The 14,625-nt window shown below is 43.8% G+C and carries 12 protein-coding genes; 9 read left to right on the top strand and 3 right to left on the bottom strand.

Going from position 1 to position 14,625, the window contains the following annotated elements:
• The first annotated feature begins 8 nt into the window (after positions 1 to 8).
• The 5 genes from EXT48_RS21515 (at position 9) to EXT48_RS21490 (ending at position 5,496) form a co-directional block, all read left to right on the top strand.
• Positions 9 to 809, top strand: coding sequence for a DUF1445 domain-containing protein (locus EXT48_RS21515; protein ID WP_039496315.1), 801 nt, complete (start codon positions 9 to 11; stop codon positions 807 to 809).
• A gap of 9 nt (positions 810 to 818) precedes the next feature.
• Positions 819 to 1,547 (top strand): 5-oxoprolinase subunit PxpA, encoded by a 729-nt coding sequence (locus EXT48_RS21510; protein ID WP_130165730.1) that lies wholly within the window; start codon positions 819 to 821, stop codon positions 1,545 to 1,547.
• Positions 1,548 to 1,609: 62 nt separating this feature from the next.
• Positions 1,610 to 2,143: a GNAT family N-acetyltransferase gene (locus tag EXT48_RS21505; RefSeq protein ID WP_130165729.1), complete on the top strand. Its 534-nt coding sequence runs from the start codon at positions 1,610 to 1,612 to the stop codon at positions 2,141 to 2,143.
• On the top strand, positions 2,140 to 2,676 hold the full coding sequence (locus tag EXT48_RS21500; RefSeq protein ID WP_130165728.1) for a GNAT family N-acetyltransferase: 537 nt from the start codon (positions 2,140 to 2,142) through the stop codon (positions 2,674 to 2,676). Before EXT48_RS21505 ends, EXT48_RS21500 begins: the two co-directional genes overlap by 4 nt.
• 108 nt (positions 2,677 to 2,784) lie before the next feature.
• Positions 2,785 to 5,496 (top strand): Ig-like domain-containing protein, encoded by a 2,712-nt coding sequence (locus EXT48_RS21490; RefSeq protein ID WP_165384130.1) that lies wholly within the window; start codon positions 2,785 to 2,787, stop codon positions 5,494 to 5,496.
• 43 nt (positions 5,497 to 5,539) lie between these two features.
• Here EXT48_RS21490 and EXT48_RS21485 read toward each other — a convergent pair whose 3' ends face one another.
• Complete coding sequence (locus EXT48_RS21485) at positions 5,540 to 5,953, bottom strand: VOC family protein (protein WP_130165727.1); 414 nt, start codon at positions 5,951 to 5,953, stop codon at positions 5,540 to 5,542.
• A gap of 166 nt (positions 5,954 to 6,119) precedes the next feature.
• On the opposite strand from EXT48_RS21485, the gene EXT48_RS21480 reads away from it, so the two are divergent.
• The 3 genes from EXT48_RS21480 to katG all read left to right on the top strand — a co-directional run bounded on the left by EXT48_RS21480 (position 6,120) and on the right by katG (position 11,553).
• The gene (locus EXT48_RS21480) at positions 6,120 to 8,138 is read left to right on the top strand and encodes a S9 family peptidase (protein WP_130165726.1); all 2,019 of its coding nucleotides are present in this window, start codon (positions 6,120 to 6,122) and stop codon (positions 8,136 to 8,138) included.
• Positions 8,139 to 8,226: 88 nt separating this feature from the next.
• Positions 8,227 to 9,000: a class I SAM-dependent methyltransferase gene (locus EXT48_RS21475; RefSeq protein WP_045990738.1), complete on the top strand. Its 774-nt coding sequence runs from the start codon at positions 8,227 to 8,229 to the stop codon at positions 8,998 to 9,000.
• Between the two features lie 330 nt (positions 9,001 to 9,330).
• Positions 9,331 to 11,553 (top strand): catalase/peroxidase HPI, encoded by a 2,223-nt coding sequence (katG, locus tag EXT48_RS21470; protein WP_165384129.1) that lies wholly within the window; start codon positions 9,331 to 9,333, stop codon positions 11,551 to 11,553.
• Between the two features lie 290 nt (positions 11,554 to 11,843).
• Here the strand turns inward: katG and EXT48_RS21465 are convergent, their stop codons facing one another.
• Positions 11,844 to 12,956 (bottom strand): VarG family subclass B1-like metallo-beta-lactamase, encoded by a 1,113-nt coding sequence (locus EXT48_RS21465; protein WP_130165725.1) that lies wholly within the window; start codon positions 12,954 to 12,956, stop codon positions 11,844 to 11,846.
• 111 nt (positions 12,957 to 13,067) lie between these two features.
• On the opposite strand from EXT48_RS21465, the gene EXT48_RS21460 reads away from it, so the two are divergent.
• A complete protein-coding gene (locus tag EXT48_RS21460; RefSeq protein WP_130165724.1) occupies positions 13,068 to 14,000 on the top strand; it encodes a LysR family transcriptional regulator in 933 nt (310 codons plus the stop codon).
• A 78-nt stretch (positions 14,001 to 14,078) separates the two neighbouring features.
• On the opposite strand, the gene EXT48_RS21455 is transcribed toward EXT48_RS21460, so the two are convergent.
• Entirely contained in the window at positions 14,079 to 14,534 is a 456-nt protein-coding gene (locus EXT48_RS21455; RefSeq protein WP_130165723.1) for a hypothetical protein, read from the bottom strand.
• Positions 14,535 to 14,625 lie beyond the last annotated feature (91 nt).

The following is a 14,625-nucleotide window of genomic DNA, read 5'->3' as shown; positions in this document are numbered from 1 at the left end:
AGGAATCTATGGATCCCAGTGCTTCTTTAAGTGCACCACATGCAATAAGAAAAATGATCAAGGATGGTGATTATACGGGCCCTACTAAAGGGTTCGTGCCTGGGTTCACACAATGTAATGTGATTATTTTGCCGCAAAGCGAAGCATATTCATTCTTTCGCTTTTGTGAGAGTAATCAATCTGTTTGCAAGCTAATTATTCCGCCCAGCGAGCCGGGTAATTTTAACTTTGACACTTTGGGGAAAGATATAGACATTCGCTACCACCTCCCCAAGTATCAGATTTTAAAGCATGGCCAGCTCGCCCAAGAGTGCCATAATATAGAAGAGCACTGGCGCGACGATTTAGTTACCTTTGCTTTTGCCAGTTATCTTTCTTTTGATAACTTACTCGCGCAGTATGGAATAAACCCGCCATCAGCGAATCCAACCACGCCTTTACCACTTTACATCAGTAACTTGCCTTGCAACTCAGTAGATAAGTACGAGGCGAATCAAATATTGGCGATGCGCCCATTAACCAAGCAAAATCTTATTAGTGCCATTCAAGCGGCAACATTGAGCCGACTTCCCTATGCGTTGCCACTTCATTTTGGTGAGCCAAATGAGGTTGGGATCAAAGATCTTAGCAAGCCCAATTTTGGCGAGCCATTGACTTGTAAAGAGGGGCAGCTTCCGGTTTTTTGGGGTTCCAGCCTGACAGCCCAGTTAGCCATAGCAAAAGCGGCACCTGAGTTTTGTATTATGAATAGTCCGCACCATTTATTGGTGACAGATAGACAAGATTTAGAGCTTGCAGTAACGAAGTAGGAAATAAGCATGTTATTAAATTGCGACTTGGGTGAAAGCTTTGGCGCTTGGAAAATGGGGTTAGACGAACACGTAATGCCACATATCGACATGGCCAATGTCGCTTGTGGTTTTCACGCAGGAGATCCTGATGTACTCGCGCAAACACTAAAGCTGGTCAACACGCATCAAGTGACGCTTGGCGCACATCCAAGCTATCCAGACCGCCAAGGGTTTGGCCGCCGCTCAATGCAGCTCTCTGAGCAAGAGATAATCAACGCCTTACATTACCAAATTGCCGCAATTGAAGGGATGGCAAAGGTGCAAGGCTTAACACTAAATTATGTAAAACCACACGGCGCACTTTATAACGATATGATGAAGTCACAAAGGATATTAAGCTGTGTTATCAAGGCCATTTCACACTATCCAAGTGAGCTTAAGTTGATGGTGCTAACCACTGCGCAACAAGCAAGTCACCAACAACTCGCCGACGACTATAATGTATCACTGATTTTTGAAGCCTTTGCCGATAGGCTGTACACCGATGAAGGCTTACTGACTCCCCGCTCTGAAGCGGGTGCAGTGCATGACAAATCAGCGCTACTTGCGCAAGTTAAGCAATTACACCAGCAAGGCAGTGTTACGACTGCAAGCGGGAAGTCACTTTCCTTACGCGCCGATACCTTATGTGTTCACGGTGACAATGAGGCGAGCATTGCCTTAATTGAAGAAATAAGAAACGTGATAAATCAATAATTTGTGATAGTCTGGCCGTATATGTTTAATAAGTGAAAGTTAACTCAGCGAAAGGACTTTACATGCAGCTCACCACAGAAAGACTTACCTTAAGGCCTATACTTAATACAGATTGGCCGCTTTGGTTAGAACTTCATCAACAACCAGATGTCATGCGTTTTGTCGGTGAGATCACCGATGAAGCTACGCTGCGTGAAAAGTTTAACCGTGGTTTAAGCGCCGGACTTGGTCAGTGGCACAAAGAAGATAACACTTGGCTCACCTTAGTGATTGAAGAAACGGCCACAGCGACCCCTATCGGGCTACACGGATTTTTAAGTATGTGGACACCATTTCAACAGGCTGAGTTAGGTTTTATGCTCTCTCCCAAATTTCAAGGAAAGGGTTACGCCCTTGAAGCTTCTAGAGCCGTTATTGATTTTGCCTTGCACGAATGTAATTACCACAAGCTCATCGCCACCGTTACCCAAGGAAATCATGCCTCTCACCATTTACTCAAAAAACTAGGATTTGAGCTTGAAGGCACGCTAAAACATAACTTCCAAATTAACGGCGAGTGGGTAAATGACGAGAAATTTGGGTTATTGAGGATATGATCCGTACAGCAAGAACAAAACTTGTTGCACTCACTTCAGAGTATGCAGAGAAGCTTGCCACTTATCACCTAGAGAACCGTGATTACTTTGCACCATGGGAGCCGTCTCGACCAGAAAGCTACTACTCAATGGAGTATTGGTTGGCACACACAGAGCAAGCCGAATATGCCGCACAATCCGATACCGCTTATCACTTTATTGCGTTATTGCCAGAACGGCCTCAGATAGCTGGGCTATGTAGCTTCACCCAAATTGCACGAGGTCCGTTTCAAGCTTGTTATTTAGGCTACTCCATAGCATCACAATTTGCGGGTCAAGGCTATATGACCGAGATCTTAGAAGCTGCAATCTCACATATGTTCGATCAGCGAAACATGCATAGGATCATGGCAAATTATATGCCCAGCAACGTGGCAAGCGCGCGAGTGTTGCAAAAACTAGGCTTTGAACAAGAAGGCTATGCTAAGCAATATCTACGCATTGCTGGAAAATGGGAAGATCATGTTTTAACAGCCAAGCTGAGAGCAGAATAAACCCCGCGTTGACTATTTTTACATTCATTAACATCAACCTCTGTACTTAAAGACCCTAAAAAGGGTAAGTTTTTAGTAAGTATATTGTAACAATCAGAGAAAATAATAATGAATAAAAAAATATTTCAACTCTCTTTAATCAGCTTAGGATTAGTACACCTAAGTGCTTGTGACCTTTTTGGCGGTGATGATAAGAACACTCCACCAGAAATCGTAACCGCAATCGAAGCAAGCATTGGGGAGCGGAGCTTCCTAAGTGGTGGGGTTACAATTTCAGACAGTGATGGATCAATTTCGTCTCGCACAATAAAACAAACCTCAGGACCAGACGTCATCGATCTTACCTTGGGCGATTCTAGTCTTTCTTTTACTGCACCAGAAGTCACTGAAGATACCAAAGTAGCCTTCTTGATAACTGCTACAGATGATGACGGTGATAAGGCAGAAAAAGAAGTTTCTGTCACCATCAAACAAATAAATAGAGCCCCTCTAATTACAGGGTCAGAACACAGCCTTGAATATAACAACACCTTAGAATTTACTCTGGATGTAAAAGATGAAGATGGCGATGCACTGGAGGTCACTTTCGAGCCGGCACTTTCGGGTGTTGTTGAATTAATTAATGCAACAACGCAGACATACAGCTATACCCCAACTCATAACAACATAACTAAAGAGATTTTGCACTTCGGCGTGAGCGATGGCGACCTCACAAACTCTGCAGAAGTTCAGATAGAAATTATCGATACAACAGCACCACGACTAATGACAAGTTTGCCAGAGTCCTCAGCGACTCGGGTTAGCTTAACAGGTGAGATCCAGCTGCACTTTGACGACAATATGTCCGCGTCTTGGTCAAGTGAAATTGGTACTTCAGAGTGTAATGGCGCAATTCATATAAGAGAATCTGGTAATCAAACTTGCGTAGAATTTTCAGTAGGACAAACACAGCAAGAAGATGGATACGCTTTTTCTTTAACACCAATGGAGCCCCTTAAAGCAGGCACTGAATATGAATTAACCATCTCAGAAACGGTGACCAACTTTTATGGGACTGCCATCGCCCAAGCTGAAAAGCTTACTTTTGTTACTGGACAGAAAGATTTACTTATCACCGAGATTTCATCGTCTAGGTATATCGATGATAACCGCTGGGTAGAAATCTACAACGGTACAGACGAAACTATCGATTTGAGTAATTATCAACTCGTTGCCGAAAGCATCGAGTTGGAAAACTACAATGATGGCGGCACTAAAGTCTTTCCGTTGAAGTCACAGCTACTTGAACCGGGCGAATATATCGTAGTGCAAAATGAACATGGACCTCAAACATGGCAGCGCAGCGTTACAAGCTCTAATCAGTTGATGCTAGTCGGCGATGGACAGTTTGCGCCAGCATGGTATATATCTGGGTATGTAGAATTACAAAACAAGCAAGGTGAAACGGTTGATTTTGTCCGTTTTGGCGAAAGTGATAAAGCACCAGCAACGCCTTCAGAATGGCAAGAAAGTGCCGAGTTATTACCAGTTTCAAATCAACTAGGTCAAAGCCTTGTTAGAACAAACCTATTAACAGATACCAATTCGATTAGCGACTGGCAATCTACCGCCTTTTTTACACCTGGCGGCAATAATGATGTGCTCTGTGATAAAGATGAGGACTTAGATGGAATCCCTGATTGTTCAGAGCAGCCTGGTGGCACATTCGCAGGCTTACCTTTATACGAATGGGGTGCAAGAGCTGGCGTCAGAGATATTTTCATAGAAGTTGACTATATGGAAAGTAATGATGCAGGTATTACGCCTCACAAACCCGCACTAGACAAAGTAAAAGCGGCGTTTGCAGCTCAAGATATAGCAGTGCACTTTGACGTAGGTAACTTGTATCACCAGACAGAAGGCTTATCACCTGAACAACATGATTTGGGTGGCGGCGAACAAATCCCCTTTGTACAAACCACAACCTTTGCAAGTTCAGAGCAAGCGCCGAGTATTCTTGATCACAAAGCCAAGCATTTTGATCTTAAACGCCGGCCAATTTTTCACTATATGCTGATGGCAAACAGTCAAGAAGCAGACGGCAGTGGCGGATCTTCTGGCTTAGCTGAGTTATTTGGCAACGACCTTATTATCTCGCTGGGGAATTGGGGACTGAACTTAGAGTCAGAGCTCATGACCAATGTGACCTACAACTACCAAGCAGGAACGATTATGCACGAATTGGGGCATAATCTCGGTTTGTATCACGGCGGCAATGAAAATACTAACTTTAAGCCAAATCACTTTAGTGTGATGAATTATTTGTATCAACTCAGTGGCTTATCAACCATTGGCAATAACGAAGGCGATCGATACTTACGTCGCTGGTTCCGTAATAACGAAAACTGCTTTCCGGAAGGCACGGCAATTTTAAACGGCCCGACAGATGATATTACGAACTTTGTTATTGACTACTCTCATGGTAAAAACCTGCCATTAGACGAAGCCAAGTTGGACGAATCAAAAGGCCTTAATAATCCCAACTCAGAAGCCATTGATTTCAACTGTAATGGCAGCACTTCTGATATTTTAGTGGACTTTAACCTTAATGATGACAGCGAAAACGCATCCATTTTGACTGACTACGATGAATGGTCAAGTTTAATACTGAATTTTACACACTTCTGGAGTGGTGCGAACAGCGGTCACTCGCATCAAACGACTGAAATGCGTCCTAAACGGTCCATCATGCATACCGACATTCAATTAGTGCATGAGGAAACGGCACCACCGAAAGCGGTATTTGAACAAATTAAACATTGGTCAAACTATCAACAATAGATATAACGCACGAATAGGCCCTAGTTTGGGCCTATTTTTTACATTAATCACTATTACGCTCAGAAGGCAGGTCACTCATATATTCCACAAACTCAATTTCGTATCCGGCTGGATCAATAAAGTAAACGTTTTTTCGGTGTGGATGCTGCGCTCCGACTTTATCGACTACATAACCTGCTTCGGTTAGCCTATTAACGACACGCTCGACACTTTGAACCACATAGGCAAAATGTGCCAAGCCGACTTGGTGACTTTCGAGTGCTCTGTTTTGACCCTCACCGTGATCGCTAAACGCTATATAATGATAGTCATCACCAAAATGCAGCCATGTTCGTGCTTTGCCGTACCACTCGCCTTGCCCTTTGCTTCTAACTTTCCAGTGAGGAAATGCGGCGCGATAGAAGTGAAGCACCTCTTCTAGGTTGCTAACTACCAAATTTACGTGTTCTAAGTACATATCATCCTCTTCATTATAAATTTCGCTAACTGGTAGCAACGATAAAACCGCAAGCTAAGTTGAGGTAAAGCACTTTTTTATAGATTTTTAATTTGTTCACCGCAAAGAGTTGATTAAGCTGCAATATGGCGCATAGTGGAAATGATAATTAGAAACAGGATGAGTCATGAAATACTTTCTAGCAGGCGTCGCGATTGCAAGCTCAGCTTGCGCTGTGCAAGCCGCATCGCTTGAGCCAACCGATATATTTAATCTTGAATATGCTAATCAAATTGACATCACCAATGACGGTGACAAAGTCTTCTTCGTGCGAAACCGCATGGATATCAAAAGTGATAGAAAAGTCGGTAATATTTGGTCTGTAGACCTTGCTACCAATGCAATGCAGCCAGTTACCTCTGGATTGCACATGGATTATTCTCCTGTGCTGTCGCCCAGTAATGATCGCATCGCTTTTGTTTCTACTCGCGACGGTAGCAGCCAAATTTATGTGAAATGGTTAGCAACCGGTGCCATTGCCAAGATCAGCAATTTAGCCCATGGACCATCAGGACTACATTGGTCACCAGATGGTAAAAGCCTGTACTTTAGCCAGTTTGTTCCCAGCCAAAAGGCACCACCGGTATCTGTTGCAGGGAAACCCAAAGGAGCAGAATGGGCAAAACCACCCGTATTTATCGATGAGGTATATTATCGCGCCGACGGTGCTGGTTATACCGAACCGGGCTTTAATCATATTTTTAAAATTGACGCCAACGGTGGCAACGCAAAACAGTTAACCTCTGGCAACTTTGATCATGGCGGCGAACTGAGTTTTGCTGATGACGCAAAGACACTGTATTTTTCGGCTAATCGCCACAAGGATAACCAATTAAACCCAACCAACAGCGAAGTCTATAAGCTAGACCTAAACTCGCTTGAAATCACCGCGGTAACTGACCGAGTTGGCCCAGATAATCACCCAGAGGTGTCACCTAATGGCCGCTATCTGGCTTACCTTGGTTATGATGATAAAAAAACCAATTACGAGAATAGCCTACTCTATGTCAAAGATCTCAAATCAGGCGAAACCAAAACCTATGCAGCCGATTTAGATAGAAGCCTTGCCTCTGTCACTTGGGCCGCCAACAGCCGTGGCGTCTATGTAAGTTACGACAGTGAAGGGAAAACCACACTTGGCTATCAGCCGTTAAAAGGGCGTTTTGAGCTGATAACGGATGCCATTGGTAGTGTTAGTTTTGGTCGCCCCTATTCAGGTGGTGACTATGCCATCAGTGACCGTGGATTAGTGGCTTTTACACTCGCAGATACCCAGCGCCCTGCCGATGTCGCAATTGTAAAACGCGGCGAGCCAAGACCAATTACAAAGCTGAACGAAGATGCCCTTGGCGATAAAACACTGGCAAAAGTTGAAGAAGTTTGGCTAAAGTCGACACATGATCAACTGCCAATTCAAGCTTGGGTCGCCTACCCTCCTGGGTTCGATAAATCTAAAAAGTATCCGCTAGTACTTGAGATCCACGGTGGCCCAGTTGCAAACTATGGCCCACACTTTAGCGCCGAGGTACAGCTTTTTGCTGCCCAAGGCAGCGTAGTGCTTTACATGAATCCACGAGGCAGCGACTCCTACGGCAAAGAGTTTGCTCAAACTATCCACCATAACTACCCAAGTCATGACTTTGATGACCTAATGACAGGTGTAGATCACCTGATTGGCGAAGACTATATAGACAAAGACCGCTTGTTTGTTACAGGCGGTTCAGGTGGTGGCGTACTCACCGCGTGGACGGTAGGTCACACGGATAGATTCGCAGCAGCAGTCGTAGCAAAGCCAGTGATCAACTGGTATAGCTTTGTATTAACTGCAGATTTCTATCCATTCTTTGCGGACTACTGGTTCCCAGGAAAACCATGGGAGCACATGGAACATTATATGAAACGCTCGCCTATTAGCTATGTGGGGAATGTAAAAACCCCAACCATGTTACTGACAGGTGAAGCGGATTATCGTACGCCAATCTCAGAAACTGAGCAGTATTATCAAGCGCTTAAGCTACAGGGTGTAGAAACAGCTATGGTCAGAATTCCAGATGCCTCACACGGAATAACCAAAAGACCATCCAACCTGCTAAACAAAGTAGCTTATATTCAGTGGTGGTTCGACAAACACGATCCGAAAAAATAGACGGGATCCCAACCAAGCCGGGGCAGTCTTGCCTCGGTTTATTTACTCGTTATTGTTAAAGAAAATCCACAAAAATAGGAAATTCAATATGGATTATGTCTCTCTCAATCGTGCGGCATGGGAAGAACGAGCCAAGGCACATTTTGACTCTGAGTTTTATGACGTCAATCGCTTTTTACAAGGCACCTCTTCGCTCAATCCCATTGAATGTGAGCTACTTGGTAATGTATCAGGCAAGAGTCTGCTTCACCTACAATGTCACTTCGGCTTAGATAGCCTATCATTCGCAAGGTTGGGGGCTAAGGTAACTGGTGTCGACTTTTCAACAGAAGCCATTACGCGAGCAAATACGTTGGCTCAACAAACTGGGCTCGATGCCAGTTTTATCTGTCAGGATATCGCGCAATTTGGGCTTGAGAATACCACACAATTCGACATTGTCTTTGCATCCTATGGCACTATTTGCTGGTTACAAGATTTATCTCAGTGGGCTGCCACTATTGCCCGTGCATTAAAGCCCGGCGGTCAGTTTTGTTTCGTGGAGTTTCACCCAAGTATTGACCTTCATTTAGGTTACCCTTACTTCCCACAAACTCAGCCTGATATTAGCGAGGAATCAACCTATACCGAAAACCATCAAGATAGCAAACAAACCATTGCGATTTGGCCGCACTCAATCGCCGAAGTGATGCAGTCATTAATACAAGCTGGTCTTACAATCACTCACTTTGATGAGCACCCTTATAGTCCATATAACTGCTTTGAAGGTTTAGAGGCAGTGTCTGGACAAGGCTTTCAGTTATTGAGTAAAGGGCATCAAGTGCCATTGCTATTTTCAATATTGGCGATTAAAGCGGAGTAGAACTCACTACTCCGCCATATATTTTTTCATCTCCAATACAATCACTAGACTTTTTTGCACTGTTTTCGCGCACCTAGCTAACTACCAAAATAAAATATGATCTTACAAGCTTTCTGTTTAAAGTTAATTATTGCAAAAAACTAAACCAAAGTTTTTCTTCAAAAATTTTCTCGCTATAGGAAGAAGGTGTAATATTTTGATAAATATCGTTTTTTATCGATTTATTTTTCCGAACATACCAATTTGTTTTTCTGGATTTTCTCTTTCCAATTTGTGAACTAAAGTTTAACACGCAGTTTGAGACACACTTTAATTACGAGGGAAAACCCCATGAATAGAAAATCTAGAACAATGTTGTCTGCCGTAGCGCTCGCAGTAACAACAACGCTATCAGCCCCGAGCTTTGCTGCAATGAGCGAAGCGAAAACCAACCAATTTTGGTGGCCAGAACAACTAAACCTAAGCCCATTAAGACAGCACAGCCCAGAATCCAACCCTTATGGCGCAAACTTTGATTATGCCGCTGAATTTAGCAAACTAGATCTTAAGCAAGTCAAAAAAGACATTGAGCAAACACTCACTGATTCACAAGACTGGTGGCCTGCCGACTGGGGACATTATGGTCCATTTATGATCCGCATGGCATGGCATAGCGCTGGGGTTTATCGTGTACACGATGGCCGTGGTGGCTCGGCAGGTGGCCAACAACGTTTTGATCCGCTAAACAGTTGGCCTGATAACGCGAACTTAGACAAAGCAAGACGATTATTATGGCCGATTAAACAAAAGTACGGTCGTAGTCTATCGTGGGCAGACTTAATGGTCTTAGCGGGCAACGTTGCGCTTGAATCAATGGGTTTTAAGACCTTTGGTTTCGCCGGTGGCCGTCAAGACGATTGGGAGCCAGATTTAGTTTATTGGGGTCCAGAAGATGCTTTCTTAAAAGACGAGCGTCGTGACAAAAAGGGCAAACTAAAGGGTCCATTGGCAGCAGTTGAAATGGGACTTATTTATGTCAACCCTGAAGGTCCACACGGTAAACCAGATCCATTACTTGCCGCAAAAGATATTCGCATGTCATTTGGTCGCATGGCCATGAACGACGAAGAAGTGGTCGCACTTATCGCGGGTGGTCACACCTTTGGTAAAGCACATGGCGCGAAAAAGCCATCTGATTGTGTGGGTAAAGAACCAGCCGCTGCAGAGATTGAAGCGCAAGGCCTAGGCTGGAAAAATAAATGCGGCACGGGTAAAGGTGCAGACACCACAACAAGTGGTTTAGAAGGGGCTTGGACGGTCACACCAACTCAATGGTCAACCAATTATCTCGACAACCTAATGAACTTCAATTGGGTAATGACAAAAAGCCCAGCTGGTGCGACCCAATGGATCCCTGACAACAAAGCTGCGGCAAACCTAGTACCAGACGCCCATATTGAAGGTAAACGCCATGCACCGATAATGTTCACCACGGATTTGGCATTAAAATTTGACCCTGAATATCGTAAGGTCATTGAACGCTTCCGCAAAGATCCAAAGCAATATGAGTTGGCGTTCGCGAAGGCTTGGTTCAAATTGACCCACCGTGATATGGGTCCAAGAGCCCGTTATGTGGGTTCAGAAGTACCAAGCGAAGTACTGACTTGGCAAGATCCAATTCCAAAAGCGGATTATAAGATGATTGATAACAAGGACATAAACGCCCTGAAAAAATCAATCTTGAACTCAGGTCTAACAAAGCAAGAACTGATCAGAACGGCATGGTCGGCAGCATCTAGCCACCGCGTTACTGATATGCGTGGTGGTGCAAACGGTGGCCGTTTACGCCTCGAGCCTCAGGTAAGTTGGGAGATAAACAACCCTGACGAAGTAAACAAAGTGCTAGCTACATTGACGGACATTCAAACCCGCTTTAATAAGCGTGCTGGCAAAAAAGCGGTCTCTATAGCCGACTTGATTGTGTTAGGTGGTTCTGCGGCAGTTGAAAAAGCCGCAAACGACGCGGGCTACAAAGTAAATGTAGCGTTTAAACCGGGCCGTACCGATGCCTCACAAGCACAAACAGATGTCTTATCATTTAGCTATCTGGAACCAAAAGCTGACGCGTTCCGTAACTATTACAGTGATGAAGCATTTATGTCACCAACTGAAATGTTAGTAGACAAAGCCAATATGTTGGACCTATCTGTACCTGAAATGACGGTACTATTAGGCGGACTACGTAGCTTAGACGCAAACTACAAAGGCTCAGAGCACGGTGTATTTACTGACAAACCTGGTCAGTTGAGCAACGACTTCTTTGTTAACCTGCTAGATATGTCGACTAAATGGTCAAAAGTAGAGGGGCAAGAAGGCTTATATGAAGGTCGTGACCGTAAAACTGGAGAGATAAAATGGACGGCAACACCGGTTGATTTAATCTTTGGTTCTAACTCTGAACTTCGCGCAATTACCGAAGTCTATGCATCGGACGATGCCAAACAGAAGTTTGTAGACGATTTTATCGCCGCTTGGGTGAAGGTAATGCAACTAGACCGCTTTGACTTAAAATAAACCAATTAAGTAGAGCAAACAGGGCCTGATTTAGGCCCTGTTTTTTTATTCGTGCTGCACACCTACTAAGGTCAAAATATAGCCAATATGGGTTTTCGCACCACTTGCCCGCAGTGTTTTCATAAGACATTTGTAAATTAGTTTCAGGTACTAGAGACCCCTGGGTAGACAAATATGGTTGATAATTTATCTGACTGGCCGTGGGTAGTTGGCTTTATGCAACAGGTAGAGAGCCGATTCTTCAATTTAGTTTATGCACAAAAAATCGGCGCTTAGCGCGCCGAGTGAACTTAATGATCAATCATATCAGCCAAAATGATGGCTGCGTGGGTTTCCACCGCACCTGAATCGAAACCATACATGTGCCCATATTTGTTCGCTAGCTCGGAATGCACATTATTGATGATCTCTTCTTGCCAGCGTTTGAACCAAATGAAGTGGTTGCCGTCACTAAAAATTGGGGTGTAGGGCGCAACTTCTAATTGTTTACCGACTTCAGTTCTAACATCAGCAATGTATTCCAGCAGGTCTTTTACGTCCTTTTTTGAGCCTATATTGCCATGACCGCCATTAATAAAGTTCCAGTGCTTACTGAGCGGTTTCCTCAGAAGATTTTGTAGATCCACTTCGTAACCATGGAAATCTTCCGCTCCCGCGAAATTGTAAAACGGCAGTTGATCAGGGTTAATCATGTCAGCGAAATGCAGCACGCGATCGCTTGGAATTAGAATCATCGTGTTATCCGGTGTGTGACCAGAACCTTCTGGTGCCATCATCTTCAGCCTTATGGAGCCAAATTTGACCGTTCTAGCTCTTTTCAAATCGTACACTTCATTTGGTGCAGGAACTTTAGGGGTTCTCACACCGTTCTCGTTCAATTCAGCGTGAAGGTTGATCTTGTCAGCAACAGTTTGACTAGCGATAACACGGACATGCCCCACTCTTGGGTAATTTTTCTTAATTAAGTCAATAAGTTGATTACCTCCACCTACATGATCTAGGTGATAATGAGAATACATAATAGCAGTGATCGGCTTATTGGTAATGGATTGAATGCCTCGAAACAGCGCATCAATACGACCATCACCAAGAGGGTCAATCAGTAACACCGAGTCTTTAGACACCACAACGGTAGCGTTGTAGTAATTTACTCCGATCCAGTAGGTGTTTTTACCCAATTTTTGTACAGTGAATTTACTGTCATCAAACTGGCGTTCATAAAGGTTATTGATTTTTTGGCCGATTTTCAGTGAGTGCTTTGCTGATGGTTCAACTTCGATTTGAGCCGTTTCACCAGGGAATAAAATCGCGTGTTGGTGATTATGGTCATGGCCTAACGCACTGACATTAAAAGTAAACACTGCAGCAGCAATAGGGGTTAAAGCTAGGGTGGGTAGTTTCATTTTTCTCTCCTCAATAAGATGAAAAAAAGATAAAACAAAAACAAACATATCAAAAATGCATGTTTGTTATAGTATGTAGATCATTTACGCATAATCTTATACGGTGATGCCATGGGTGTACCTGAGTTGAATCTACGCAGTATTGACTTAAATTTGTTAACGATCTTAGAGAAGGTGTTGATCCACAAGCATATTAGTCAAGCCGCTCAAGCATTAAACATGAGCCAGCCAGCAGTGAGCCGAGCCCTGATGCGCTTAAGAAAGCAATTTGCTGATCCATTGTTGGTAAAGGTGAAAAATGAGTATCGTTTAACTGCAAAAGGTGAGCGCCTTCGTAGCGAACTGGAGCTATCACTCACTACAATTCGTCATATGTTGGTGGATGATGAGTTTGACCCCCTGCAATACTCAGGCGTATTCACTATAGGGGCGCTGGATTTCGAAATGATGATGATTGTGCCGAAATTGTTGGCGCGTTTTCAACAGCGTGCTCCAAATTTGAAATTACAAATTGTGTCTTACAACTCGTTTATACCGCTTCATGACTACTTGGAAAAGGTAGCGGATTTATTACTGTACTCCACAGATGAGACACCCACCAACGTATTTAAACAGCGTTTATTTAATGATAATTATGCCATAGTAATGTGTTGTCAGCATAAATGGGCTCATCAGCCTATGACGTTAGCGCGCTATTGCCAGAGCCGACATCTAATCGTTTCTGGTAATGGCTTGTGCAAAACGGATATGGATCATGAGCTAAAAAGGTTGAATGCTCAGCGGGAAGTAGTGGCATCTTTACCCCATTTTTCGATGGTGCCGGAGTTATTGATTAACACGGATCTGATTGCCACTTTACCAAAGCGTCTGGTCACTCATTTAAGTAGACGTTATGACATCACGGTAGCCGATTTACCGTTCCACACTGCCGATTTTCAAGTTGAACAATTTTGGCATCTCATTCATCACAATAGCCCAATCCACCAGTGGGTGAGGCAGGAAATAAAAAGCTTGGTGGATGAAGAAATCGGTGAAACGGCGTGAGGCGACTTGATTGAATCGCCTCTTCACTCGCTCTCTCAACTGAGCATTATCTTTATCGATAGCCCTGTTATTAAACGGCTAAACAGCGCCTCGCGCAGCTAGACATCCAGAGTTATTTTTAGGCAATGCTACAAAGCAAAGCCGAGATGCGAACTTATCCGTCACCACATCGCTTTGTGCTTTATCGCTACTGTTATAGAGGTGCAATTGATTATCTTCGACGAAATAAAATCCCAATTGGTTTAATCGTGCCGCCCACCGAAACCCCGATGCTAAATCACACTTTATATAAGCACTTAACTCTCGATATTGCATTTGCTTATCACCGCCCCACAGCAACTGATAAGGCACATTTGCGCGCTGTAAAGCCCCTTGCCAAAATCGTGATAAGCACTGATTTTTATCTTTACAAAGTACCTTTCCATGTGGATTCCAAAGACTTAAGATAGCGCCCCGTGTAACAAAGCGGATTGGCTGTAATGGTTGAAAATATACTTGTAAATAAAGCTGCCACAGGTTTGGTTCAATTTTCATGTTTTACTGCTTGTTTGATTGTATTTATCCGCTACCAAGATGGGCTCATGGCTGCAGGTTTGGCTGCTCCACGTAATCGGCCTATACATCT

Origin of the sequence: Pseudoalteromonas sp. CO348 (assembly GCF_004208845.1) — a bacterium.
Lineage (GTDB): Bacteria > Pseudomonadota > Gammaproteobacteria > Enterobacterales > Alteromonadaceae > Pseudoalteromonas > Pseudoalteromonas maricaloris.
Note: the sequence above shows the minus strand (reverse complement) of the source record. Positions and strands in the feature narration are given on the sequence as shown.

What these genes read in the sequence shown, in the direction of transcription:
- EXT48_RS21505 (WP_130165729.1), top strand. Translation starts at nt 1,610, where the DNA reads ATGCAGCTCACCACAGAAAGACTTACCTTAAGGCCTATACTTAATACA.
- EXT48_RS21510 (WP_130165730.1), top strand. Translation starts at nt 819, where the DNA reads ATGTTATTAAATTGCGACTTGGGTGAAAGCTTTGGCGCTTGGAAAATG.
- EXT48_RS21485 (WP_130165727.1), bottom strand. Translation starts at nt 5,953, where the DNA reads ATGTACTTAGAACACGTAAATTTGGTAGTTAGCAACCTAGAAGAGGTG.
- EXT48_RS21480 (WP_130165726.1), top strand. Translation starts at nt 6,120, where the DNA reads ATGAAATACTTTCTAGCAGGCGTCGCGATTGCAAGCTCAGCTTGCGCT.
- EXT48_RS21500 (WP_130165728.1), top strand. Translation starts at nt 2,140, where the DNA reads ATGATCCGTACAGCAAGAACAAAACTTGTTGCACTCACTTCAGAGTAT.
- EXT48_RS21460 (WP_130165724.1), top strand. Translation starts at nt 13,068, where the DNA reads ATGGGTGTACCTGAGTTGAATCTACGCAGTATTGACTTAAATTTGTTA.
- EXT48_RS21475 (WP_045990738.1), top strand. Translation starts at nt 8,227, where the DNA reads ATGGATTATGTCTCTCTCAATCGTGCGGCATGGGAAGAACGAGCCAAG.
- EXT48_RS21515 (WP_039496315.1), top strand. Translation starts at nt 9, where the DNA reads ATGGATCCCAGTGCTTCTTTAAGTGCACCACATGCAATAAGAAAAATG.
- EXT48_RS21490 (WP_165384130.1), top strand. Translation starts at nt 2,785, where the DNA reads ATGAATAAAAAAATATTTCAACTCTCTTTAATCAGCTTAGGATTAGTA.
- katG (WP_165384129.1), top strand. Translation starts at nt 9,331, where the DNA reads ATGAATAGAAAATCTAGAACAATGTTGTCTGCCGTAGCGCTCGCAGTA.
- EXT48_RS21455 (WP_130165723.1), bottom strand. Translation starts at nt 14,534, where the DNA reads ATGAAAATTGAACCAAACCTGTGGCAGCTTTATTTACAAGTATATTTT.
- EXT48_RS21465 (WP_130165725.1), bottom strand. Translation starts at nt 12,956, where the DNA reads ATGAAACTACCCACCCTAGCTTTAACCCCTATTGCTGCTGCAGTGTTT.